The sequence below is a fragment of the Streptomyces sp. NPDC046335 genome, assembly GCF_055587985.1.
This window is the reverse complement of record NZ_JBVJFF010000018.1, coordinates 127,640-151,380: the sequence shown is the minus strand read 5'-3', so window position 1 is coordinate 151,380 and position 23,741 is coordinate 127,640. Positions and strand designations below refer to the sequence as shown.

Below are 23,741 nucleotides of genomic sequence, written 5' to 3'. Positions count from 1 at the left end.
CCTCGTCGGTCACAGCAACAGCGCCGACGAAGCTAGACCTCTTTTCGCGACTCGCCAATAGGTATCACCGGGATAGCACCAACTTTGTCCTGAGTGTGGATAAACGAAGGTGCGGTCGTTACCGTATGGCCGTCCCCGGGGCCTCCCGCGCCCCGTCAGTCTCCGTAGGGCAGTGGGGAGTTCAGCATGGGTGGACGCGGCATGGACAGATTCCGCTCGGCCACGTTCCGCATGGACAGGCGGAGCTTCAACAAGAAGATGCTCGCGGGCGGCGCGGTCGCGGCCGCTGGGGTGACATCGTTGTCTCTGGTGAACGCGCCCGAGGCGAGCACCGCCGAGGTGCCGAGGACCGCCCCCGCAGGCGGTGACGTCAAGCGCATCAAGATGTACGCCGAGAAGCTCCCCGACGGGCAGTTGGGGTACGGCCTGGAGAAGGGCAAGGCGTCGATCCCCGGCCCGCTCATCGAGCTCAACGAGGGCGACACCCTGCACATCGAGTTCGAGAACGCCACCGACGCCGACGCCAGCCTGCACGTCCACGGCATGGACTACGAGATCTCCAGCGACGGCACCCGGCACACCAACAGCCACGTCGAGCCGGGCGGCAAGCGCACCTACACCTGGCGCACGCACGCCCCGGGGCGCCGCAAGGACGGCACGTGGCGGCCCGGGACCGCCGGCTACTGGCACTACCACGATCACGTGGTCGGCACGGACCACGGAACGGGCGGTGTGCGCAAGGGCCTCTACGGGGCGCTGATCGTGCGGCGCAAGGGCGACCTGCTGCCCGACAAGACGTTCACGATCGTCTTCAACGACATGACGGTCAACAACAAGTCGGGCCACGACAGCCCCAACTTCGAGGCCACGGTGGGCGACCGGGTCGAGTTCGTGTCGATCACCCACGGCGAGTACTACCACACGTTCCATGTGCACGGTCACCGCTGGGCCGACAACCGCACCGGCATGCTGACGGGCCCCGACGACCCCAGCCAGATCCTCGACGACAAGATCACCGGGCCGGGTGACTCCTTCGGCTTCCAGGTCATCGCGGGCGAGGGCGTGGGGGCCGGGGCGTGGATGTACCACTGCCACGTCCAGAGCCACTCGGACATGGGGATGGCGGGCCTGTTCCTGGTGAAGAAGAAGGACGGCACGATCCCGGACTACGAGCCGCATCACGCGGGCAAGGCCGCGGGGGAGACGAAGGGGGAGAAGAAGGATTCCGGCGGGGGCGAGGCGTCCGGGCATCACCACTAGAGGAGACGGGGCGGCCGGGCGTCACGACGTGACGAGACGGGGCGGCCGGGTGTCATCACTGGCTCGCCCGCCCCTCCCCGGGCGGCCGCCGCAGGAACTTCGGGGTCGGCAGGGATTCACGGCCGATGACGTTGTTCACCAGGAAATGGCGGGCCGGGCCGACCGGGCGTGGCACCGGGCGGAAGGTCAGCCGGTGCAGATAGAACCACCCCTCCTGGAAGACGCGTACGGCGGTCGTCATGCACGTCCTGAAGTCGTCCGCCCGCTGGTGGCCGACCAGTTCCACCGCACGGTCGTGGTCCGCGTCCAGGTTGGCCAGCCAGCATTGCAGCGTACGTCCGTAATGGCCGAAGTCGTTGCGCAGCGCTGTCAGGTCGAACAGGCCGTCACTGGCCGCCTGCAACTCGCTCAAGTAGGAGGGGTTGCACTCGGGGTAGACCCGGCTCGCCAGATACAGGCCGCGCAGCAGCTCCGGGTCCATCGGGAAGCGGTGCCCCCAGGTGATCGTCTGCACGACGAGGCGGCCCTCCGGCGCCAGCCAGTCGCGGGCGCGCGTGAAGAACTCCCGGTAGCCGCGGATCTTGGCCCGGCCGGACATCCCGGGACGGGCGAAGTGCTCCATCGCCTCCACGCAGATGATCGCGTCGTACGGATGGGCGGGCCGGTGGTCCGCCCAGTTCTCGAACCGCACGTCGGTACGGGGGATCGCCAGGTTCCGCGTCCAGTCGACCGCGGCCTTGCTCAGCGTGATGCCCATGACGGACTCGACGTCGTACTCCTCGACCATCCGCCGCATCTCCCCGCCGTAGCCGCAGCCCACGTCGAGCACCCGGCTGCCGGGCCGCACGCCCGCCTGGTCGAGGAGGTAGTCGGTCTTGCGGAGCTGGGCCTTCTCCAGCGTGTCGTCGTCGCCGTCCCACAGCGCGGCGGCGTACGCCAGACTCGGGCCGAGCCAGATGCGGAAGAACGCGTCGGAGACGTCGTAGTGCTTGGCCGCGGCCGTGCGGGAGACGCCGCGATAGCCGTTGGAACGGGACATGCTGTCCACCTCTCGATAGGGGGCGCGCCGGGAGGGCCCGGCGGCGGTCATTCCTTCCACACGGTCGGCAGCCGCCGTTCCAGACGGGCGGGCAGCCACCAGTTGGCGCCGCCCGCGACGGCCATCACCGCGGGGACGAGCAGCAGCCGTACGACGGTGGCGTCGAGCAGGATCGCGAAGGCCAGGCCGAAACCGAACTGCTTCAGTTCCAGGACGCGGGCGAAGAGCAGACTGCCGAAGACGATCACCATGATGGCGGCGGCCGTGGTGATCTGAAGGGCCGTGCGCGCCAGGCCGGCCGGGACGGCCTCCGTGTCGCTGCCGGTGCGCGCCCGCTCCTCCATGATCCGGCTGACGAGGAAGATCTCGTAGTCCATGGACAGCCCGAACAGCACCGCGAACAGGGCGACGGGGAGGTACGCCTGGAGCGTGCCCGAGCTGGTGAAGCCGAAGATCTGCTCGCCCCAGCCGAACTGGAAGACCGCGGTCGTGGCGCCGAGCGCGGCCGCCGTCGCCACCAGGTTCAGCAGCACCGCCTTGACCGGCACGAGCACGCTGCGGAAGACCACCAGCAGATAGCAGAACGACAGCACGAGGATGACCAGCACGACCAGCGGCAGCTTGCCCGAGGTCTCGTCGGCCAGGTCGACGTACTCCGCGCTGAGCCCGCCGACGCGCACCTCGGTGCCGGAACCGGCGAAGGCGTCGTCCACCGGCCCCGACCTCAGGTCGCGGACGAACGTGCTGGCCTCGGGCGAGTCGACGCGCTCCGTCGTGACGATCTGCACGCTCGCGCAGTCCCCCGACCGTTCGACGGGCAGCAACCGCGCGACCTGCCCGTCGTCCCTGACGTCGGACGCCACCCGCCGTACGCCCGACTCGGCGGTCGGCCCGCAGGCGACGACCTGCACCGGGCCCACCGCGCCCGGACCGAAGGACGAGGCGACGATCTGCTGTCCCTTGCCCGACGGGGTGCCGGTCAGGGAGGCGAGCCCCCAGTCGACGCCCAGCTTGACCGAGGCCAGCGGGGTTGCGAGCAACACCAGCACGCACAGCGCGGGCACGCCGAGGCGGTAGGGGTGGCGCAGCACGGTCGACGCCCACCGCGCCCACCGGGTGCTGTCCTGTGCCGCCATCCGCAGCCGGCGCGGCAGCCTGCCCTTGTTCACCCGCGGGCCGAGGACGGCGAGCAGCGCGGGCAGCGCGGTGAGGGAGGTGACGACGCAGCAGACGACCATCAGCCCGGACGCCACGGCGATCTCCATGAAGATGTGGCCCCGGATGAGCACCATCGAGCAGAGCGCGACCGCGACGATCAGACCCGCCGTCAGCACGGTCCTGCCCGAGGTGCGCAGGGCGATCGACACCGACGTGTGCACCGCCGCCCGGTCGTCGCCGCGCCGGGCCAGCTCCTCGCGGAACCTGCTGATCACGAACAGCGCGTAGTCGATGCCGATCCCGATGCCGATGACGGTCGCGACGACCGTCACGAACCGGTCCAGGCTCAGCGGCTCAGCCAGCAACCCGAGCAGCGCCGTGCACACAAGGACCGCGCTCACCGCCATCGCCACCGGCACCAGGGCGGAGACGAGGACACCGAACGAGAGCAGCAGGGCGAGCAGCGCGACCGGGATTCCGATGGCCTCGGCGACGGACTGGTCGCGCAGCTCGACGTCCGACAGGTCGTCGGTGAGCGCCGAGGGCCCGGTCAGATACGCCTGGACCGGTTGGCCCTCGGCCGCTTCCCGGATGTGGTGCTGGACCTCCGCGGCCTGGTCGGAGCGGTCGGAGAGGCTGCCCGTCATCGGGAACGTCGCCACCGCCGCATGGCCGTCCGGCGACACCTGTCCCTTCGCGTCGTAGGGCCCGGTCGGCCGTGCCGTGTCCGGGGGCAGCGCGGCGAGGACGTGTGCGACCGATCGCCGGTAGGCCGGGTCGTCGGCGGTCAGCCGCGCCGAGCGGAACACGACCACGCCGTGCTCCGCCCCCGAGTCCGGGAAGTGCCGCTCCATGAGCCGCTGCGCCTTCCCGGACTCGGAGCTCTGGACCGTGTAGTCGGGAGCGGCCAGCCGTGACTCCACGCTCGGATAGAACAGCGCCGACGCGATCAGCAGGCAGAGCCAGGCGGCGAGCACCGGAACGCGGTACCGGGCCATGAGCCCGCCCCAGCGGTACAGGGGGGAGGGGCCACGGGGTGCGTCGGGCAAGGGAACGTCCTCATCTCGTGTACGTCATTTCCGGTACGACGGCTCTCGCGGGACCGTCGGCGCCGTCGGCGCCGGAGCGGGCCGTACCGTCCGGTCGGCCTTCAGGCTCCCGTCGGCGAGCCGCTGGCGGGTGGTGTGATAGCGCTTCTTGCCGCTGGTCGTACGGGGTATGACGCGGCGGCGCGCGAACAGCACGGTGTCGATCGGCAGGTCGAGCAGACGCAGCGCCGCCGCCTGCTCGGCGGTCACCTCACGGCCGCCCCGGTCGTGTTCGAGGAGGGCGATGATCTCGCCGGCCGGGTCGTGGATGTCCGCTTCGAGGACGACGATCTCGTGGGCGGGGTGGTCCAGGATGCGGGAGACCTGCTCCTCGAGGAGCGTGGCGAGGTGGTTGCGGCCCTGCCGGATGATCACGTGTTTGCGGCGCTCCAGGACGAACAGCTCGCCACGGTGGAGGAAGCCCAGGTCCCCGGTGGGCAGCAGCCCTCCGGGGAAGGGCTCGGGGACGCCGGTCACGGGATCGAGACGGCCGGCGGACACGCTCGTCCCGCGCAGGATGATCTCGCCGAGGACGCCTTCCTCCTCGACAGGACCGCCCTCCTCGTCGACCAGCGTGGCCGTCAGCCCGTTCAGCGCCCGTCCCACGGAGAACACCGGGATGCCCCCGCCCGCGGGTGGCTCCTCGCCGAGCAGCCCCTCGCCAAGCAGCCGCAGTGACGCACCGCTCTCCAGGCCGACGGGGTCGACGACCACGTAGCGCGGTGTCTCGCCGGGCACCCACATGGAGCTGGCAAGGGTCGACTCGGCCATGCCGTAGCTACAGATCAGGCTGCCGTCGCCGAGCCCGTAGGGGGTGTAGGTGCGGTGGAAGCCCGCCATGGTCGCAAGCCGGATCGGCTCCGCGCCGATCACCGCACACCGCAGCGCCGACAGGTCACAGCCCGTCAGCTCCTCCGTGTCGACGGCACGGTAGGCGTGGTCGTAGCCGAAGTTGGGCGCGGCGGTGATCGTGGCCCGGTAGCTGCTGAGCGCCCGTATCCACAGATGCGGGCGCATGATGAAGTCGGTGGGCTTCATCAGGTACAGCGGCCAGGCGTGGAAGAAGCTCAGCAGCCCCATGCCGACCAGACCCATGTCGTGGAAGAGCGGCAGCCAGGACACCACCCGGTCGTCGCGGCGGGCGTGCATCGACACGTACAGGGCGCGGAGGTTGGCGCAGATGTTGGCGTGCGAGACGGCCAGCAGCTTGGAGTCCCCGGTGGAGGCGCTGGTCGCCTGGAGGAAGGCGACCGCGTCACCGCCGGGCCCCGGCGTCGCGGGGAGCTCGTCGAGGGCGTCGTACCCCTCGGCCTCGCGCGGCAGCATCACCACCGGACCCGGGAACGACGCCTCGGTCAGGCCCTCCTCCAGGGCGAGGACCGCCTCGCCCGGCGGGAACACCGCGAGCATCCGCTCGACGTGCCGCCGGAACGCCTCCTCGCCGCCGAGCGCACGCGGCGACGGCAGGACCAGAGGCCGGCCGCCCGCCCACAGCGCGGCGAAGAAGGCTTGCAGCGTCGGCAGTTGCCCGTCGGCGGCGATCACCACCACCCGGCCCTCCGGCAGCTTGCCGCCGAGCAGGGCGCTGGTGCGCAGGAACCTGTCGTACGACAGGAACACGTCCGGCTTGCCGGGGGTCAGGAAGTGCACGCCGTTGCCGGGATCGGCCTCCCGTACGGCGTCGCGTACGGCGTCCAGGAAGTTCATGCCGCACCTGCCAGCCGCCGCTCGACCAGCGTCACCAGGCTCAGCGGGGACGTGGCGAGCAGCGAGTCGCTGTCCTCGAAGGGCACTCCGTACAGTTCGGCGAGCTTGACGCCGACGCGCAGCTGGCTCAGCGAGTTCAGCCCGTAGGCCAGGAAAGGCGTCTCGTCGAGCCGGAGCACCGAGGGGTCGACGCCCTCGTCCACGGCGGAGACGGTCTCGACGAGCCTCTCGAAGATCAGGTCCTTGTTCATGCCGCGTCCCTTCACCGTCCGTGGAAGACGAACTTGGCCAGCGCCGTGGTGATCCCGGCGGAGGCGACCACCAGCAGTACCCGGTCACCCTCCGCGAGCTCGCCGTCGCGCACCGCCTCCGACATGCTGACCGGTACCGCCGCCGACGCCGTGTTGGCGTGCCGGGCATGGTGGAAGCGGTATTTCGTGGCGTCGATGCCGCACTCCGCCGCGACGTGCCTGCTCGCCCCGTCGCTCGCGGAGTGACCGAAGACCAGGTCCGCCTTGAACTCCTCGAACCGGGGCTCTTCCCGGTAGTGCTCGATCAGCTTGCGGGTGCCGAACTCCATCAGGCTCAGCCCGAACGACACGAACTGGAGCGGGCGTGGCTCGCCCGCCGCCGCGGGCTTCTTGCCGAAGTAGGCGTCGAAGCCGGGCAGCGGCACGAAGCACAGGTCGCGCGCCTCACCGTGGGTGCGGAAGTCCGCGTCGAAGCCGTCGTCCTCGTCCGGTGGCCCCGCGGTGACGATGGTGGCGGTGGCCGCCTCGCCCAGGGTCACCGTCGGATGCCAGTGGGCGAACTCCGTGAGGGAGCGCAGCTCGTAGCGGTAGACGTCGGCCGCCCCGAACTCCGCGTTCAGGATCATGACGGTGCGGTAGCGGCCGGTGCGCAGGAAGGCGTCCGCGACCTGTAGGGCGCGCACCCAGCTCGCGCACGCCTCCAGCACGTCGAAGGCGCTGGCGCGCCGGAGGTCCAGCAGGTCCTGGAACGTGGTCGCCGACGCCGGCTCCAGCACACCCCGGCCGATCCCCGCGTACAGCAGCAGATCGACGTCAGAGGGGTCCAGGCCCGCCGAGGCGAGCGCCCGGCGCCCGGCGTCCGCGGCGAGGCCGCTCGGCGTCTCGCCCGGGGCCCGGTGGCGGCGCACGGTGGTGCCGCTGGAGGCGAAGCACGCCTCGACGAGACCCTCGACGGTGGACAGTTCGGACGGGGACAAGTGCGGGGCACTCGCCTCCCGCACCCGCGCCTGCACCTCCTCGTTGGTGACCTCGCGGGTCGGAAAACTATGCTCGATGGCTAGAAATTTCACTCGATTCCCCCAGAATTCTGATGAGCGTCGAAAAAGCCGGTCGACAGCATGTCGCGCACGCTCTTGCCGAACGCCACCGAGATCTGCTCCAGGTCGCCGTCGGAGTGCGCGGCGCTCAGCAGCATCGTGTGCAGCTCCGGCAGGAAGACCCCGTACCGGCGCATGTGGTAGGCGAGCGCCAGCGTGGCCGTGACGTCCAGGCCCGCCAGACGGTCTCGGACCCGGTGCGGTGCGGCGTGGTCGAAGGCGACCGAGAAGACCGAGTCCCGGCCCCGCACGGCGCACGGCACCCCGCAGTCGGCGGCCTGCGCGGCGAGGTCGGCGACCAGCCACGCGGTCCGCTCGCGCAGCCGGGTGTAGATCTCCGGGTGGTCGCGCAGCTCCCGCAAGGTCGCCGCGCCCGCGGCGGCGGTCACCGAGTTGCCGCTCATCGTGCCGCCCGCGAACGCCCGGCTGTCGACGTCCTTGAACGGGTCCCCGCTGGTACGCACGGTGTCGATCAGCCCGGCCCGGCCCACCACGGCCCCGGCGGGCAGCCCGCCGCCGATTATCTTGCCGAGGCAGGTGAGGTCGGGCCGCACCCCCGCGAGGTGCTGCGCCCCGCCGTAGTGCACCCGGAACCCGCTCACCACCTCGTCGTGGACGACCAGGACGCCGTTGGCCGCGCACACCCGGGACAGCTCCCGCAGGAAGTCCGCGTCGAAGTCGCCGAGGGCGGCCGGCATCGGCTCGACGATCACGCACGCGAGCCGGTCGCCGTACGCCTCGATCCGGCGCAGGGAGGCCGCCTCGCCGTACTGGAGTACGAGCGTGCCGTCGACCACCGACTGCTGCATGCCGGCGCAGTTGCCGACCGGCTCGGGGGCCTCGGGGTCGCCGCGGTAGCGGAACCAGGAGCTGACCAGGCCCTGGTCGGAGAACCCGTGGTAGTGCCCCTCGAACTTGGCGACCTGCTGCCGGCCGGTGTACGCGCGGGCGATCCGCAGGGCGATCTGCACGGCCTCGGTGCCCGAATTGCTGAGCACGGTCTTGTGGTCGGGGCCGAACGCCCCGGCGATCAGCGCGGCGACCCGCACCTCGTCCGGGTTGCCGATCGCGTTGACCGCGCCCCGGGCCGCGGCCTCCTGGATCGCGGTCACCACCGCCGGGTGCGCGTAGCCGAGGATGTGCGGACCGTATCCACCCGACAGGTCGATGTACTCGTTGCCGTCCAGGTCCCGCAGCCGCGAACCGTGCGCCTCCGCGACCGCCAGGGGGAACGGGCTCGGCAGCACGAACCGGTCGAAGTGCGTCGGCGCGACCAGATGCCGCGCGGCCTCCTCCCGCAGGGCCGTCGTGCGCGGCGAGCGCCCGGCGATCTCGGCGCGGAAGGCCGCGTGCAGCTCTTCGTTGAGGTATGGGGAGAACCGGCCGGTGAAGCGGCGGGTCGTCGCCCACAGGTCGATCTTCGGATCGACAGCCGAGATGAACCCCTCGCCGGTCAGCAGCGACAGCGCGAGCACCGAGAACGTCGTCGTGATCCGGGTGCCGTGCCGGCCGAGGAGCCGGATCGCGTCGTCGAGGAACGCCAGCGTCGACCAGCGCGACGCCTCCTCCTCGAAGTGCCGCCGCAGCACCACGCCGAGCTGCTCCTCGTACGAGCCCTGCCCGAGCACCGCCTGAGGGTCCACCGCGAACGCCCGCGTGAAGCGGCGCGCGGCAAGGTCCCACTCACCGCGCATGCACGCGTAGTAGAAGGACGCGAGGTCCCACTTGTCGTCCTCGGACAGCCGTCCCACGAGACCGAAGTCGATGAGGGTGACCCGGCCGTCCGTGCCGAAGAGGATGTTGCCGGGGTGCGGGTCCACGTGGAAGACGCCGTGGAAGTAGACCATGCAGTAGAAGGCGTCCTGGAGGCGCGCCGCCAGCTCCGGACGCCCCAGCGCCACCTCGTCGACCCGGTCGCCGGGCACACCGTCGACGTACTCCATGACCAGCAGGTCGGGGCCGTACGACAGCTCGTGCACCCACGGCACCCGCACGAACGGGTGGTTGCGGAAGTTCTCGCCGATCTCCCGCTGCCTGGCGGCCTCCCCGACCAGGTCGCACTGGCCGACGAGGAGCGGGCGCAGCTCGCCGAAGTGCCCCGGCAGGTCGTAACCGCGCAGCCGGGGCAGCAGATGCGCGACGGAGGCCAGCCGGCCGATCACCGACGAACCGGCCTCCAGGCGCCCGCGCACGCCCGCCTTGACGGCCTTCACCGCGACGGCCCGCCCGTCGAGCACGGCCCGGTGCACCTGCGCCACCGAACCGGCGGCGACCGGGGTGCGCTCGAAGGAGTCGAACACCTCCTCCGGCGCCCGGCCGAGCGCCCGGCGCAGCACCTTCTCCAGCGCCGTGTCCCGCATCGGCGGGAGCTGTGCGAAGAACTCCCGGAACTGCTCGGTCACCTGGCGCGGCAGCAACCCCGACTGGGTGCCGAGCACCTGACCCGCCTTGATGTACAGCGGACCCATGCGCAGCAGATACCGGCGCAGCAGTCGCGCGGCCCGCACCCTGTCCCGCCGCCCGAGCCCGAACCCCACGACGAGCACCGCCGTCCACCAGGCCACGCGGAAGCTCTCCAGGACAGCCTTCACCGATCCTCCTCCGGCTTCGCTCACTCTGCGGTCGACTGCTCGGCGCGCAGCCGCAGCAGCCCCTCGTCCGTGCCGACCCGGGGCACATAGCCGAGGTCGCGCCTGGCGGCCGTGATGTCGAACCAGTGGGCCGTGGTGAGCTGGTTGGCCAGGAAGCGGGTCAACGGCGGCTCACCCGTCCCGAGGGCCCGCGCCCCGTACTCCAGGGCGGCGGCCAGCGGGCGGGCCGCCCACTCGGGCAGTTCACGGGTCACCGGCCCGGCCCCGGCGGCCCACAGCAGCTGGTCGATGGTCTCGCCGACCGGGCGCGGGTCGTCCTGGGTGACGAAGTAGGCCCGTCCGGCCGGGGGCGCGCCGGGCGCGAGCCGGTCCAGGGCGAGCAGGTGCGCCTCGGCGGCATTGTCGACGTACACCGTGTCGATCTTCTTCGTGGCCTTGCCGATCCGCCGCAGCCTGCCGCGCCGCGCCTGCTCGGCCAGCCGGGGCAGGAAGTGCGGGTCGCCGGGCCCCCACACGATGTGCGGGCGCAGCGCGACCGTGGCGAGCCGCGCGGAGTCGGCGCTCAGCACAAGCCGCTCGGCCAGCGCCTTGCTGCGCGGGTAGGGGGAGAGGAACCGGGTCGCGTACGGGAGTGACTCGTCGGCGCCCTCCAGGTCGCCGCCGGTGTGCACCACCGCGGGGCTGGAGCAGTGGACCAGGCGCCGGACGCCGTGGGAGCGGCAGGCGGCGAGGACGTTCGCGGTGCCGGTGACGTTGATGGCGAAGTAGTCCCTGGCCGGGCCCCACACCCCGGCAAGCGCGGCACAGTGGACCACGGCGTCCCGGCCCGCCACGGCCCGCGCGGTGGCGTCCGCGTCGCGCAGATCGCCCAGGTGCTGCTCGACGCCGAGCTCGTCCAGCGCGGGATTCGGGTGGCGCTGGAAGGAGCGCACGCTGTCGCCGCGCTCGGCGAGCCGCGCGCACACCGCGCCGCCGAGGAAGCCGCCCCCGCCCGTCACCAGGACCTTCATCGGGCGTCCCCGCCGTGCCGCAGGAACCGCCCGGTGCCCCGGGTGGTGCCGAAGCCGTCCGTGAACTTCCCCTTCTCGAACACCACGTCACCGGCGACGCAGACGGCGTCGACGGCGGCGTCGTTGCGGTTGACCATGCGGGGCAGTCCGCCGTACGCCGCCATCGGCGCCTCGTGGTAGGCGGCGAGCTCGTCGTCGAGGCCGTCCGGGTCGAGGACGACCAGGTCGGCGCGGTCCCCTTCGCGCAGGGTGCCCGCGGGCAGGCCGAACCAGGCGGCGAGTTCCCCGGTCAGCCGGTGCACGGCCGCCTCGGGGGACAGGATCGGGCGGCCCGCCGACTCGGCGTCCCGCACCCGCTTCAACAGCCGCAGCGGCGCGTTGTAGAACGCCATGTTCCGCAGGTGGGCGCCGGAGTCGGCGAATCCGAACTGTACGACGGGGCTTGTCGCGAGCCGGTCGAGGACGGCCGGGCGGTGGTTGGCGATCGTGGTCCTCCAGCGCAGCCGGGTGCCGTGTGCGGCGACCAGGTCGAGGAAGGCGTCCACCGCGTGCTGCCCGCGCTCGTCCGCGACCGCGCCGAAACTCCGGCCCGCCAGGCCCGGTCGGGGGCAGGAGACGATCTCGGCGTCGTACAGGTCGCGGTGCCAGGCGCGCGGCGGAAGGGGCCTTCGGTACTCGCGCCTGAACCGGCCGCGGAAGCCGTCGTCCATGAGCAGGGCGCGCCGCTCGGCCTCGGTGCGCAGGTGCAGCGCGGCGGCGGTCGCGCCGAACTCCTCGAACACCACCAGGTCGATCCCGTCGGAGTACAGCTCGAACGGCACCGGCAGGTGCTGCCAGCGCAGATCCGTGCCGAGCAGCCGGCTCGCGGCGGCGGTGGTGCGGGTCAGGGCGGCGGCGAGGCCGGGGGCGGCCTTCGGGTCGATCGCGGTCAACAGGGTCGTGCGGAGCGCCGGCCGGGCCCGGCCGGCGCCGGAGGCGAGGAACAGCAGCGTGTTCAGCGGCATCGCGGGGTTCGGGGCGCTCTGCAGGATGCCGCCGGTGCGGCGCAGCGTGCGGTGCAGCCGCCGGTACTCGCCCCACGAGGCGTAGGTGGAGGGCAGCCGGGCCGAGCGGTAGCGGTCCCCGGCGAGCCGCGAGAAGGGGCTCGTCATGGTGGAGAGCCCGACCAGGCCCGCCGCGCGGGCCGCGGCGAGCAGCTCCTCCATCCGGCGCAGCTCCCGCTCGGTGGGCCGCGCCTTCGGGTCGACCGCGCGGCCCAGCCCCATCACGTGCGCGCGCAGGTCGGAGTGGCCGAGGAAGGCCGCCACGTTCGGGCCGAGGGGCCGCTTCTCCAGCGCGTCGACGTAGCTCTCGGCCGAGTCCCACGAGCGGTACGCGGTCAGCGCGTCGAGGATGCAGTCGTACGGCACGGCCTCGACGCGCGCGAACAGGTCGGCGCAGTCCAACGGAGTCGCGTACACGGCGGACAGGGAGCAGTTGCCCATCACCACCGTGGTGACGCCGTGCCGTACCGACTCGCGCAGCCCCGGGTCGAGCAGGACCTCGGCGTCGTAGTGGGTGTGGATGTCGAGGAAGCCGGGCAGGACCCAGCGCCCACGGGCGTCGATCGTCCGTCCGCCTTCCCCGGCGTGCAGCGGGCGGGCCGAGACCGCGGTCACCACGCCGTCGCGGATGCCCAGATTCCGTACGGCGGACGCCGCCCCGGTGCCGTCGAACCAGCGTCCGCCGTGTACGACCACGTCGAATGGCTTGGGCATGACCCTCCCGCTCGCTTCTCTGGCGCGTGCTGTTCTCCGGTCGCAAAGGGCGCGGCCCGCGGCGGGTGCCACGGACCGCTGACGGCGTACGACTTTCCGGTTACTCGAAGTCGACGTCGGAGATGTCCAGCGAGCTGCTCGACGAGCTGCTGCTACATCCCTCGTCCATGCCGATCTCTTCGAGACTGGAGACCTGCTCGTCGACGACCGTGACCTCGATGTCAAACATCTTTCTCTCCCCTCGTTGATTGTTGCACTGACCCGAATGACCCTACGAGAGTCGGCAGAGCGGATGCCATCACGGAATTCCGTGGTTCAAACCACGGGGAATCCGTTCGAACGGTCCCGGGAAATTACGTGCATCAGACCGATTCCGCTGATCCGGACGGCGTCTCGACGCCGGTGGGCACGGATTTCGGGCGGCGCCGGCCCTGAATCAGCAGCACGACGGCGAGCAGCACGGCAATGCCCGCCGCGACCCGGGCGGCCCCGGCGAAGCCAAGACCCTGCATGCCCCAGCCGGCGCCGAGCGGGGCGATCGTGAGGCCCGCCGTGTAGGCGAGCGTGTAGAGGGCGTACACCGAGCCGTAGGCCGGCGGCTGCTTGGCCTCGGCGATCTCCGACATGACGGTGATGGTGGGCGTGAGGACGAACGAGGCGCCGATGGTCACCACGGCGAGCGCGGCGGCGATCGGGATCACGCCGTCCACGGAGCCGACGGCGACCAGTGCCGCGGCGGCCAGCGCGCAGCCGCCCGCGGCGACCGGGCCCGGCGCGATCTTGCGCAGCAGGCTCCCCGCGACCGGCGGGGCGAGCGCGGCGGCGACCCCGGCCGCGCCGAAGACCAGGCCGACCGTGCCGACACCGGCATTCTCCGTAGTGAACAGGTGCAGCGGCAGGATGGGTTCGAGGAAGGCGAGGAGTGCGGCGCCCGCGGCCGTGAGCAGCGCCACCAGGACCAGGCCGCCGCGGCCACGGATCTCCGAGAGCGTGCCGCGCGCCTCGGTGACGGCGCCCTCGCGCGGAACCAGGTACCAGCGGGCCACGCCGTCGGCGATGGCGAGGACGCCGGCGAGGAGGAAGGGCGCGCGTGGGTCGAACCAGCTGGTCAGCAGCCCGCCCAGGGGTGGCCCGACCAGGGTGCCGACCGCGAACGAGGACAGGGCGACCCCCATGGCCTTGCCGCGCTCACGCGGTGCGTGGGTGGCCGCGATCAGGGCCAGGCTGGCCGTCCACACCACCCCGGCGGCGGCGCCCTGAAGCGCTCTCGCCACCAGCAGCGGGGTCGTGTCGTGGGCGAAGGCGAACAGCAGGGTGGCCACGACCAGGCCGATCACCCCTGCCAGCAGGGGCTGACGGTTGCCCCGGCGGTCCACCCAGAGGCCGACGAATGGGGTGACGGCCACGAGCGCGGCCGCGTAGACGGCGAACAGGATGCCGACATCGAGGGGCTGGGCGCCGTTCTCGGAGGTGAGTTTCGGCAGCAAGGGCACGGCCATGCCGTACACGAGCGCGTCCGTGGCCAGTGCCAGGGACGCGACGGTGAGCGCCGCCGTGCTGCGGGTTGCGGTCGGATGCTTGTGCTCCATAGTGAATCTGACTACCATAGTGAATGTGACCAAGCAACAGACCCCGCGGCCCACCAGACTCATGGGGGACCGCATAAGGGCGGCCCGCGAGGCGGAGGGCCGGTCGACGCAGTCGGCGGCGGCGGCGGCCGAGATCTCCTCCGGCTATCTCTTCAAGCTGGAGAGCGGCTTCGTCGGCACCCCTTCACCGCGCGTACTGCACCGGCTGGCCCACGTGCTGGGCCTGGACTACTGGGAACTGATGGGCCTCGCGGGATATGTGGTGCCCGACGGGGTCGAGGTGCCGGGCGCATCGGCGGAGGCGCCCTTCAGGCCCTCCGCGCCCCCCGCCTCCGCGCCCCAGGCGCCGGACGCTCTCGGCCGTATCGCCGACGCGTTGGAGGGTATTCGCGAGGAACTCGGGATGATCAGACAGGCGCTGCCGGTACGGGAAACCGCACCCCGCGGCAGGAACCCATGAACAGTGCTCCTCGCACCCCACGGATTTCCTTGAGGAATTCCCACGGAAAACCGGGCGCGGAAAAGACAAATTCGGCCATCGATTGACCACGGCAACCTTGACAGTTGCCCCGCGTCGCATGTTTATATGTCCAATGCATATGCCGTCTGTGATCGCCTTTATCTTCCGCCTCGGTTCCCGGGTTTCTGCATCGGAAGGAATTATGGCCTTCGAATTGTCTTCGCCGGATTACGTGACGACGGACAGAGACGAATGCGCGGTGGTACTCGTGGGGTGGTGGAAGGCGGTGGCGCGCTTGCCCCAGGGGACCGTCCTGCACGAGGAAATCGAGTTCCATCAGTGCACGGACGCCGATCTGCTGGCCGCCACCGTCCATTCCGTCCGAGCCGAATGGATGCTGGTCGGTGAACAGATCGACGACAGCGAGATCCACCGCGCCTTCTCCCGGGCGAAAGCGACCAGGGAGGACCTGAAGCTGGCGATCCTCGGCCCCCGCCGCGACTGGCGCCGCTGCGAGCGCTGGCAGCGCCGCGGCTGCCGGGTCTATCTGGAGGACACCGCCGACCTCCGGCGCACGGCCGAGGCCATACGCACCGCGCACGGACTCGGGGTCAATGTCACCGACCGCAGCTTCTTCCAACTGCTCCAGGAGCGTTCCACCGGTCCCACCCCGCACCTCACCCGGCGCGAACACGAAGTCCTGGACCTGCTGCGGCGCGGCCTGCGCAACCAGGACATCGCCCACGCCCTGCACGTCACCGAGAACACCGTCGAGTACCACGTACGCCACCTGCTCTCGAAGTTCGGCGCCCGCAGCAGACTGGAGGCGGTCGAACGCGCCTCCGCGTTCGGACTCGCCTGACCCCGGCGGGCGCCCTTGACCGCGGCCGGGCGGTGCCTCCCCCGTCATCGCTCGGCCGCACCCACCATCCGGACCTCCAGCAACGTCTTCGGCGCGAGCAGCTCCCGGGCCACGGCGCTCACCTCCTCACCGGTCACCGCGGCCAACGCCGCGGGATAGCCGTCGAATTCGGCGGGGCCAAGGTCTGCCGCCCGGTAGGCGGTGAGCCCTTCGGCCACGGCCCGCTCTGACTGAAGCGCCCGGTAACGCTGGATGATCAGCCGTTCCTTCGCCGACCGCAGCGCACCGGGCGGTACGACGTCCCGGCCGAGGCCCTCCAGCGCCGCGCGCACGCACCCGGCGACCTCGTCCAGCGCCTCCGGCCGGCATCCGGCGAAGCACATGCCGTATCCGCCCTCGGCGAGTTCCCTGCTGAACGCCGCGAGGGAGTAGGTCAGTCCGCGTTCCTTGCGCAGCAGCCGGTCGAGGATTCCCTCCCTGCCGCCCAGGAGGGCCCAGGCCAGGTGCAGGGCGCATTTCCGGGCGGAGCGCAGGGGGACGCCCGGGGTGGCGAGCAGATAGTGGGAGCGCGGGCCCCCGGCGGGGACGGTCCGGGAGCCGGGGGAGAGCACGGCGTCGACGAGCGGGGGCGCGGGGCGCTCCGTGAGCAGTTCGGCCGCCGCCGCCGCGACCTCACGGGCGTCGGCCTCGCGAATGCGGCGGATGCGCTCCTCATGGACGACGCCGTACCGGTGCCGGCAGCCGAACACCGCACGCCGGACCAGGTCGGACCGCCGTTCACCGAAGGCCGACCGCGCCAGGCACTCGGCGCGCAGCCGCTCGAGTACTCCGGGGTCCACGGCGGTCCCGGCCCGCCGCAGCCACTCGGGCAGGGCCCGCAACAACTCTTTATCCCCGCCCAGGAGTTCGGCGGTGACCCCGGCGACGTCGGCCGTCACCACCGGCTCCACCCGGCAGACCAGCCCCTGCGCCCGCGCGCCCCCGGCCACCGCCCGCGCCCACCCCGCGGCGACCAGTGGCGCGGCGAGCAGGGCAGGCCGCGAAACCCCAGCGAGCGGAACGGCCAGGCTGCCCGCGGCGACGGAGCCCACGGGCCCGTCGGGGAGGGTGAAGAGGAACGGGGGTGGCGCCGCTGCGGCGCCGCGGCTGTTCATCGGTGCTCCTCGGTGAATCGGCGGTGCCATTCCGTGAGTACGGCGGCGACCTTCTCGGGCGGACAGGCGGTCAGCTCGCCGCCGAGTGGCTCGGCGCACCGTCGCGCGACCGCCGCGACATCGTCTTCCGACCGCAGCCGCGGGATGAGCACCGCGGCCCGCAGCCAGTCGCCCCCATCCGGCGCGGTGAGACGTCTGCGGGTGGCCGACAGAGCACTCAACAGCGCCGCACGCGCCGGCTGTGCCCCCGATGCCTTCATCAGGGCCCACACGCACGACCACCCCCGTATGGACGCGCTCTGCACGACGAGACCGGTTGCCGCCTTGACGGCATCGCAGGCCAGGACCGAAGCGGCCGAAACACCCCCCGGGCAGGCCACCGCGACCCCCGAGACGGGCCCGTGCGTCACCGCGGCGCCCCGGGACGCGGGCCGCACGGGCGGGCGGGAAGAGGGGCCCCGGCGCCCCGGACCCCACCCCGAGACCGTCGCGGTCACCTCGCCCGCCAGCTCGGCGGGGCGGTCCGTCACGACCACGAGGGTCGCGTCCCGCGGGTCGTACCACGTGCGATGGGCGTCGTGGAGCCGCCGCGGTGTGAGCGCGTCGAGGACCCCGGCGCTGCCGAGCACCGGATGCGCGCAGGGTGTCCCCGACCACAACTCCCCGAGCAGCGCCTCCCGTAGCCGCCAGGAGGGATCGGCGGAACGCTCCGCGCGCTCCTCCCGGATCGCGGTGACCTCCGCCCGCAACTCCTCGGCCGGCACGTCAAGCGCGTCGAAGACCCGGCCGAGAGCCGTCACCGCCGTGACCGTGTCCGCCCGCCGCACCACCGTGTCGTACACCGTGGCCTCCCTGCCGGTGCGCGCCGACATCGGCGCGCCGTCGCCCACCAGGCCGCCCGCCAACGAGCAGCGCACCACGAGGTGTTCGAGCACATGGGCCAGCCCTTCCTCGCCGGACGCCTCGTCGGCGCTGCCCACCGGCAGCCGCAGCAGGACCGCAGCCAGCGGGGAGCCGGCACGCGGCACGGTGACGAGACGTGGGCCGGACGATGCCACCCCCACGCCCGTCACGCCGCGGTCTGCAACGTCACCAGCGTCTGTGCCAGGAAGCGGTCCTGTTCGTCCACCGCGATGAGCACCCAGTCCCCGCAGGCCAGCAGGGGGTTGTCGTCGAGCGGCAGATCGAGGTGGACCTCCGGCCGCTCCAGCGAGCACGTCAGTTCCACCCGCTCGATCCAGCCGATGCCCTGCCGGGCGAGGACGACCGTGGTCGGCTCGGTGAGGCCGGTCAGACCGACGGTGAAGCGCAGGACGCGGCGGCCGGTGCCGTCCACGGTCTCCTCCAGGTCGGCCCGGCCGAGGCCGAGCGGGGAGACGTACCGCTGGGTGAAGGGGTAGGGGACGGTGCGGCCCGTCCGGTCGAAGACGATGGCGTGCACCGCGAGCAGCCGGTTCTCGGCGTCGTACACCGAGGCGTGGCAGTAGTCGCGGTCCCGGCCGTCGAAGAGGACCAGGAGATCCGTCGTGACCTCGGGGTTCTCCGGGGTGACCACGTGGAAGCGCTCCCGGGTCTCCTCGTTGTCGACGAAGAAGAACTTGTGGACGAGCATGGCCGGTTCGCCCAGGCCGTCGACCTTGGAGGAGAAGCGCAGCCGGACACCGGCGCCGACCGGCTCGGCGGACACCGAGCAGTGGACGGGCGATTGTTCCGGCGGCAGGCAGCGGCTCGTGATGTGACGGCCGTACGCCTCGGGGATCAGGGAGGTGGAGTCGAAGTCCTCCTTGCGGACCATCGCCAGGGACGGGACGGCGACGAAACGGGCTGCCATGGCAGGTCTCCTAGGGGAGCGGGTGCGGATACGGGTTGTCCGGCGCCGAGTCGAGGCCCAGCTTCGTGACGACCGTGTGGAGCCGGGGGTTGCCGAGCATCCGGAGGCGATGGGAGCCGGAGAGGTGCTGTAGCCCCGGCACCAGCACCCGGACGACGTGCACACCGAGCCGCCGGGTGTCGGGGGTCGTCAGGTCGACCACGTAGGTGTGCAGGCCGATCGCGGCGAGTTCCTTGACGATCAGCTCGACGTCGTCCGCGGCCGCCGCGGGATCGCCGGGGCTGACCGGGCTGACCGGGCTGACAGAGCGGGCCGGGCGGTCGCAGGGCGTGGGCACGCTCGGGTGGACGAGATAGCCCGCGCGGGACCGCAGCTCGGGGTGACGGGTGTAGAGGATGGCGTGCTTGTTGAACTCGTCGACCAGGTCGAAGTCGGAGGCGGCCTCGAAACCCTCGTACGCCTTGACCAGGCGCCGTACGTACGTCAGCCCCTGGGCGGCCTCCAGGAAGGCCTTCTCGACGGCACGGACCGGGGAGAGGCGGCAGGCGGCGCCGAAGGAGAGGACGGGGCCGCCGGGGCCGCGGTGGTCCATGACGGCCACGACGACCGGCGGTGTGAGGTCAAGGGACAGGTCGTAGAAGGAGACCCGCCAGGAGGTCGCGTGGGACAGGTGGTAGCCGACCTGCGGTGAGGCGGCGACGACCTCCTCGGGGACCGGGCGCGGCGGCAACCGGTGCAGCCAGGAGATCGAGAGGGCGTCCCGTTCGACGATCTCGCTCAGCCCCCCGAGGACGGCGTCCGCGTAAGTGGGCCCGGCCGCGAGGCCCGTGGAGATCGACGGCGCGATCGGCGTCTCCTCCTTCGCGCGCCGGTAGTACAGGTACACCTGCGAGGCGGGCACCCAGCACGGCACTCCGTCCGCCCAGCGGGTCGCGCGCACCCAGCGCACCGGGGTGTCCTCGGTGAACGGGGCGAACGGGAAGCCGGGGGAGGCATACTGCTCGGCGCTGAACAGCCCGAACGCGCCCGGCGCGACCGCCTCCTCGCCCAGTCGGGCGTACGACGCCGTCCGCAGCCGCGACGAGCGGTACAGTCCCGCCGCGCAACGCTCCAGGGACTCCCCGATCGTCGCGTTCAGCGCCTCCTTCTTCGCGAACCCGGCGCCGCCGTTGCGGACCACGCCGAGGTTCGCGCGCAGCAAGGACAGGTCGGGGGAGGTGCTGCCGGCCAGGTAGATCGGCGGCCCGCTCTCGGCCCGGCGCACCGAGACCGTGTGCACGGCACCGACCTTGTCGTCGACGGCCGCCGTGAGCGGCGCGTCGGCTTCGGCGCCGGTGGTCCCGAGGTCCCCGCAGACCGGGCACGTCGGCACCGGCAGCAGGAAGCGGGTGGTCTCGCCGCCGTCCTCGTCCAGCCACAGCAGCTCGCCCGGCGGATCGTCGTCGGGCCGCTCCAGCCGAGCCGCCGCCCGCCGCGCCACCGCACCGGCGAGCCGGGCCGCGGTCCAGGGCGGCACCCGCCGGTCGAGGGCGGGCGTCCCCGACACGGCGAGGGAGGCGGTGTAGGCGCTCCACACCGGCCCGTGCACGGAGTTGGAGAAGATCCGGGTGCGCAGGCAGGCGTAACAGGCGCCCCCTCGCTCCGGCGACCACAGTGGGCCCGCGAACGCGGCGCCGTCCGGGAGGAGCCCGTAGAACAGACAGGCCAGGCCCTCGCGCACGCACCGCTCGTTGACCTCTCCGGCGCGCGGGTCGAAGAGGGAGGCCGTGGACGTGATGAGCAGATCCGCGTCCTGGGGGAGCGGCTGCGCCGAGTCGCCGAGGTCACGCACGCGCGCCCGCGTCCGACCGAGTACGGCGAGGAGGGGGCGGGTGAGTTCGGGCGGCCCGAGGACCGCGACGGACCCGCGGGCCGCGGCGGATCCGGGGGCCGCGGCGGATCCGGGGGCCGCGACGGATCCGGGGGCCGCGACGGACCCGGGGGAGTGGGCCGGGGCTGGCTCCGCGTACTCGATGACCCGCTGCTCCCGCAGCCCTTCGAGCAGTTCGAGGACGCGGGCTCGCGGCACGTCGGGCGCCAGGGCCACGGCGATGTCGGCGGCCTCGGCCGGTTCGGCGAGCCGGGGCAGCACCTGGTCGGCGAGCAGCCGCAGGCCGGTGCCGCGCAGCCGGCGCACGCCGCCCGCCGCCTCCACGAAGCCGCTGTGGTCGTCCTGGACGTGCAGCCGCACATCCGGGTTGAGCCGGATGACACTGTCTTCCCTGATCACGTACGGGCCTCCCCCAGGAGAGTCAGATGGACGACGGCGTCATCGGTGCCGTTCACGCCGACCAGCCGGTCGAAGTAGTCGTCGACGAAGCCCGAGAGCGGATGGGCCACCAGGCCGAGCGCCGCCGCGGCCGTCACCACGCTCTGCGCGACATGGCCGCACTCGATGAGCGCCATGCGGTAGCCGCGCTCCCCGTACTTCCACCGGCCGCGGCGGAACGCGGCGACGAACAGCACGACGGCCGCCGCCTCCGTGACCCGTCCCGCATAGCCGGTGTGCGCGGCCGCCTCCTCGAACGAGCAGTGCTCGTCGACCAGTTGGAGGACCCGGCGGCCCGGGTGGACGTAGTGCACGCCCGGCGCGAGACCTTCGACCCGCCGGACCAGGACGAACACGTCGTACGAGCACAGCCCCCCTGCCGACGGCGTGGCCCGCAACGGCAGTTCGACCCCGTCGCGGGTGCGTGCCGTTCCGGTGACGCCGACGGAGAGTTCGAGGACGCGGGCCAGGTCGGCCAGCCGGATCGGATCGCGGCCCATGGGCGCCGCCGAGCGACGGCGCCGTACCGCCGCGTCCAGGGGCATCAGCGGGCGGGCGCCCCGGACCGGCCACGGCTGCTCGGTCCGGGTGCGGCCGTAGTCCCGGTAGGGGCGGGCCAGCGCGCGCCTGGTGTCCGGGGCCAGGCGGTCGACGTCGACCGGGGGGAGCGTGCGGAACGCGGAGCGGATCTTGGAGTTCTCGTGGAAGGCGCGGGAGATCCTGGCGCGTTCGGGGTCGCAGCCGAGCGAGAGGTCGACGGGTGCGACGCGGCCGACGGGTGCGACAGGGGCGACGGGCGCGACGCGGCCGGCGGGTTCCCGGCGCGGAGCGACCTCGGGCAGACGGCACTGTACGACCGTGCCGCCCACCCCGTCGTAGGCCGTCCGTATCTCCGCGCCGGCCGGCCCGTCCCACTCGCCCTCCGGGACGCCCTCGACCTCGCCGACGAACTCCGGGTCCTTGCCCGGTGCGCTCCACCGGTCCTCGGCGGCCAGGGCCAACACCCCGTCCAGTGCGCGGCCGAGGGCACCGGCGACCGTCGTGTCACAGCCGAAGGCGCGGATCTCCTGGTCGTCCCTGCGCAGGACCGCGCCCACCCAGGGGGCCGCGTCGTCGTGGCCGTACAGATGGCAGTCGAGGCGGACGTCCCAGGCGGGGTGCAGGGGGGAGGGCACGGTCGCGGACCACGCCGTGAGCCGGCGTGCCACGGCGGGAGGGGTACGCCGTTCCAGGGCGTCGTGGAGAGCGTCGCGTACAGCGGCGTCCCGGGTGGCCGCGGCGCCGATGCCGTACGTCTCCCCGCCGAGCCGCAGTCGCGCCGCACGGGCCGCGAGGCGCCGCCGGGCCGCCTCCGGGTCCTGCCCGGCCGTGAGGGCGAGCAGCGGGACCGCCGCGCCCGAGGGCTCCAGGCGCGGGACGCGGTGCTCGGCGGGGACCAGGGCGTACGCCGTGCCGCGCAGGCGGGCGGGCAGCGGGTAAGGGCGTACGGCGAAGCCGAGGGCCTCGATCAGGGCGTCCGCGGTCACAGGGCCACCCACTCGCGGGCGGCGGGGACGCGGGTGGCGCAGTCCGGACAGCAGGGGTCGCGCCACGTGGTGACCGAGGACTGCTCACCGGTGGAGGCGTCGAGCGTGGTGACCCGGCCCCAGGCGTGTTCCGCGCCCATCGGCAGCAGGCTGCGCAGCGCGAGGTGGGCGATGAGGCCGCCGCTCCAGTGCAGGCAGCCCGGCTGGAAGGTGGCCCATCCGGCGGGGTGGAACGCCGATCGCCCGGGAGCTGAGGGCAGGTCGGGCAGGTGGCAGCGCAGGCAGCCCGACTCGCCGACGCGCACCCAGGGGCCGATCCGCACACGCTGGGCGCCGAGCAGCACCGGCAGCCAGTCGGCGCCCTCGGCGCACTGCCGCCGGTTGGCCGCGGCGAGGGTCTCCCCGTCGTGGGCGGCCACGATCCGCAGCGCCGGTTCCGCGTGGCTCATTCCCTCCTCCGCGAGGCTCAGCCCCTGTTCTGCGAGGAGGGGCGGCCAGGCCGAGACGACTTCTTCCGGTCCCGACACCGCGATGTGTTTCGCACGGAGATCCGCGAACACCCGGTCCGGTTCCTCGGTTCGCCGGCAGACATAGGAATACAGGCGGCGGCCGGGTTCGTCGGTGACGCTGACTTTCTCCCCCGGGAAAAGGAGAATTCCCATGTCACGGAACCGTTGTGCGAACGGTTCGAGCCGCCGCGCGCCATCCGGCGACAACTGCCGCCGGACCGGTGCGCTGCGCCGCATCCCGGGGACGACCTGCGTGAGCACGGTGGCCAACTGCCGTACGGCGTCCGGGTCCGCCCGCACCGCGTAGGAGCGCGGGCCGACGTCGATCTCGCAGCTTCCCGGCCCGCGCATCCGGAGGCCGACGTCGGCGGCGGCCACCGCCACCGCCTCCATGGGGTCGGATTCGGGGAATTCGGAGGAATCGGAGAGAGGAGGATGAGGCACCCGGTCAGCGTAGAACTCGCCGGGATGCGCGGCCGACCCTGATTTCCCCAGTTCCTTACTACGGAATTCCTGGGTAGGTGAACCATGTATTCCTCTGTTC

Annotated in this window: 19 protein-coding genes; 3 read left to right on the top strand and 16 right to left on the bottom strand. The window is 72.4% G+C overall.

What is annotated here, in order from left to right:
- Positions 1-231 precede the first annotated feature (231 nt).
- Positions 232-1,260 carry a multicopper oxidase domain-containing protein gene (locus ACZ6JY_RS35775; RefSeq protein WP_469202941.1) on the top strand — a complete coding sequence of 343 codons (1,029 nt, stop codon included), beginning with the start codon at positions 232-234 and terminating at the stop codon, positions 1,258-1,260.
- A gap of 55 nt (positions 1,261-1,315) precedes the next feature.
- Here ACZ6JY_RS35775 and ACZ6JY_RS35770 read toward each other — a convergent pair whose 3' ends face one another.
- The 10 genes from ACZ6JY_RS35770 to ACZ6JY_RS35725 all read right to left on the bottom strand — a co-directional run bounded on the left by ACZ6JY_RS35770 (position 1,316) and on the right by ACZ6JY_RS35725 (position 14,547).
- The gene (locus tag ACZ6JY_RS35770; protein ID WP_469202859.1) at positions 1,316-2,299 is read right to left on the bottom strand and encodes a class I SAM-dependent methyltransferase; all 984 of its coding nucleotides are present in this window, start codon (positions 2,297-2,299) and stop codon (positions 1,316-1,318) included.
- Positions 2,300-2,346: 47 nt separating this feature from the next.
- Positions 2,347-4,506, bottom strand: coding sequence for an MMPL family transporter (locus ACZ6JY_RS35765; RefSeq protein WP_469202857.1), 2,160 nt, complete (start codon positions 4,504-4,506; stop codon positions 2,347-2,349).
- Positions 4,507-4,530: 24 nt separating this feature from the next.
- On the bottom strand, positions 4,531-6,252 hold the full coding sequence (locus tag ACZ6JY_RS35760; RefSeq protein ID WP_469202855.1) for an AMP-binding protein: 1,722 nt from the start codon (positions 6,250-6,252) through the stop codon (positions 4,531-4,533).
- Positions 6,249-6,503 carry an acyl carrier protein gene (locus ACZ6JY_RS35755; protein ID WP_469202853.1) on the bottom strand — a complete coding sequence of 85 codons (255 nt, stop codon included), beginning with the start codon at positions 6,501-6,503 and terminating at the stop codon, positions 6,249-6,251. The genes ACZ6JY_RS35760 and ACZ6JY_RS35755 overlap by 4 nt, the downstream gene beginning before the upstream one ends.
- Positions 6,504-6,514: 11 nt before the next feature.
- Positions 6,515-7,573 (bottom strand): 3-oxoacyl-ACP synthase III family protein, encoded by a 1,059-nt coding sequence (locus ACZ6JY_RS35750; RefSeq protein WP_469202851.1) that lies wholly within the window; start codon positions 7,571-7,573, stop codon positions 6,515-6,517.
- Positions 7,570-10,191 carry an aminotransferase class III-fold pyridoxal phosphate-dependent enzyme gene (locus ACZ6JY_RS35745; RefSeq protein ID WP_469202849.1) on the bottom strand — a complete coding sequence of 874 codons (2,622 nt, stop codon included), beginning with the start codon at positions 10,189-10,191 and terminating at the stop codon, positions 7,570-7,572. The genes ACZ6JY_RS35750 and ACZ6JY_RS35745 overlap by 4 nt, the downstream gene beginning before the upstream one ends.
- A 20-nt stretch (positions 10,192-10,211) precedes the next feature.
- On the bottom strand, positions 10,212-11,201 hold the full coding sequence (locus tag ACZ6JY_RS35740; protein WP_469202847.1) for an NAD-dependent epimerase/dehydratase family protein: 990 nt from the start codon (positions 11,199-11,201) through the stop codon (positions 10,212-10,214).
- The gene (locus ACZ6JY_RS35735; RefSeq protein WP_469202845.1) at positions 11,198-12,958 is read right to left on the bottom strand and encodes an N-acyl-D-amino-acid deacylase family protein; all 1,761 of its coding nucleotides are present in this window, start codon (positions 12,956-12,958) and stop codon (positions 11,198-11,200) included. The genes ACZ6JY_RS35740 and ACZ6JY_RS35735 overlap by 4 nt, the downstream gene beginning before the upstream one ends.
- A 100-nt stretch (positions 12,959-13,058) precedes the next feature.
- Positions 13,059-13,187 (bottom strand): hypothetical protein, encoded by a 129-nt coding sequence (locus ACZ6JY_RS35730; RefSeq protein WP_447041549.1) that lies wholly within the window; start codon positions 13,185-13,187, stop codon positions 13,059-13,061.
- A gap of 133 nt (positions 13,188-13,320) precedes the next feature.
- Positions 13,321-14,547, bottom strand: coding sequence for an MFS transporter (locus tag ACZ6JY_RS35725; protein WP_469202843.1), 1,227 nt, complete (start codon positions 14,545-14,547; stop codon positions 13,321-13,323).
- A gap of 25 nt (positions 14,548-14,572) precedes the next feature.
- Here ACZ6JY_RS35725 and ACZ6JY_RS35720 point away from each other — a divergent pair, with 25 nt between their 5' ends.
- Complete coding sequence (locus ACZ6JY_RS35720; RefSeq protein WP_469202841.1) at positions 14,573-15,007, top strand: helix-turn-helix domain-containing protein; 435 nt, start codon at positions 14,573-14,575, stop codon at positions 15,005-15,007.
- A gap of 295 nt (positions 15,008-15,302) precedes the next feature.
- Positions 15,303-15,869 (top strand): helix-turn-helix transcriptional regulator, encoded by a 567-nt coding sequence (locus ACZ6JY_RS35715; protein ID WP_469202839.1) that lies wholly within the window; start codon positions 15,303-15,305, stop codon positions 15,867-15,869.
- Positions 15,870-15,913: 44 nt separating this feature from the next.
- On the opposite strand, the gene ACZ6JY_RS35710 is transcribed toward ACZ6JY_RS35715, so the two are convergent.
- The 6 genes from ACZ6JY_RS35710 to ACZ6JY_RS35685 are packed head-to-tail and all read right to left on the bottom strand — an operon-like array spanning position 15,914 to position 23,641.
- Positions 15,914-17,023 (bottom strand): M16 family metallopeptidase, encoded by a 1,110-nt coding sequence (locus ACZ6JY_RS35710; protein ID WP_469202837.1) that lies wholly within the window; start codon positions 17,021-17,023, stop codon positions 15,914-15,916.
- A complete protein-coding gene (locus tag ACZ6JY_RS35705) occupies positions 17,020-18,081 on the bottom strand; it encodes a M16 family metallopeptidase (protein ID WP_469202835.1) in 1,062 nt (353 codons plus the stop codon). The genes ACZ6JY_RS35710 and ACZ6JY_RS35705 overlap by 4 nt, the downstream gene beginning before the upstream one ends.
- An 11-nt stretch (positions 18,082-18,092) precedes the next feature.
- On the bottom strand, positions 18,093-18,854 hold the full coding sequence (locus tag ACZ6JY_RS35700; protein ID WP_469202833.1) for a DUF5944 family protein: 762 nt from the start codon (positions 18,852-18,854) through the stop codon (positions 18,093-18,095).
- A gap of 10 nt (positions 18,855-18,864) precedes the next feature.
- Complete coding sequence (locus tag ACZ6JY_RS35695) at positions 18,865-21,123, bottom strand: TOMM precursor leader peptide-binding protein (protein ID WP_469202831.1); 2,259 nt, start codon at positions 21,121-21,123, stop codon at positions 18,865-18,867.
- Positions 21,120-22,688 carry a SagB/ThcOx family dehydrogenase gene (locus tag ACZ6JY_RS35690; RefSeq protein WP_469202829.1) on the bottom strand — a complete coding sequence of 523 codons (1,569 nt, stop codon included), beginning with the start codon at positions 22,686-22,688 and terminating at the stop codon, positions 21,120-21,122. Before ACZ6JY_RS35690 ends, ACZ6JY_RS35695 begins: the two co-directional genes overlap by 4 nt.
- Positions 22,685-23,641, bottom strand: a complete 957-nt coding sequence (locus ACZ6JY_RS35685; protein ID WP_469202827.1) for a hypothetical protein — start codon at positions 23,639-23,641, stop codon at positions 22,685-22,687. The genes ACZ6JY_RS35690 and ACZ6JY_RS35685 overlap by 4 nt, the downstream gene beginning before the upstream one ends.
- Positions 23,642-23,741: the final 100 nt, after the last annotated feature.

Bases quoted from the DNA above. Each gene is read 5' to 3' on its own strand.
- ACZ6JY_RS35775 (WP_469202941.1), top strand. From the start codon at position 232: ATGGACAGGCGGAGCTTCAACAAGAAGATGCTCGCGGGCGGCGCGGTC.
- ACZ6JY_RS35770 (WP_469202859.1), bottom strand. From the start codon at position 2,299: ATGTCCCGTTCCAACGGCTATCGCGGCGTCTCCCGCACGGCCGCGGCC.
- ACZ6JY_RS35760 (WP_469202855.1), bottom strand. From the start codon at position 6,252: ATGAACTTCCTGGACGCCGTACGCGACGCCGTACGGGAGGCCGATCCC.
- ACZ6JY_RS35755 (WP_469202853.1), bottom strand. From the start codon at position 6,503: ATGAACAAGGACCTGATCTTCGAGAGGCTCGTCGAGACCGTCTCCGCC.
- ACZ6JY_RS35740 (WP_469202847.1), bottom strand. From the start codon at position 11,201: ATGAAGGTCCTGGTGACGGGCGGGGGCGGCTTCCTCGGCGGCGCGGTG.
- ACZ6JY_RS35735 (WP_469202845.1), bottom strand. From the start codon at position 12,958: ATGCCCAAGCCATTCGACGTGGTCGTACACGGCGGACGCTGGTTCGAC.
- ACZ6JY_RS35730 (WP_447041549.1), bottom strand. From the start codon at position 13,187: ATGTTTGACATCGAGGTCACGGTCGTCGACGAGCAGGTCTCCAGTCTC.
- ACZ6JY_RS35725 (WP_469202843.1), bottom strand. From the start codon at position 14,547: ATGGAGCACAAGCATCCGACCGCAACCCGCAGCACGGCGGCGCTCACC.
- ACZ6JY_RS35710 (WP_469202837.1), bottom strand. From the start codon at position 17,023: ATGAACAGCCGCGGCGCCGCAGCGGCGCCACCCCCGTTCCTCTTCACC.
- ACZ6JY_RS35700 (WP_469202833.1), bottom strand. From the start codon at position 18,854: ATGGCAGCCCGTTTCGTCGCCGTCCCGTCCCTGGCGATGGTCCGCAAG.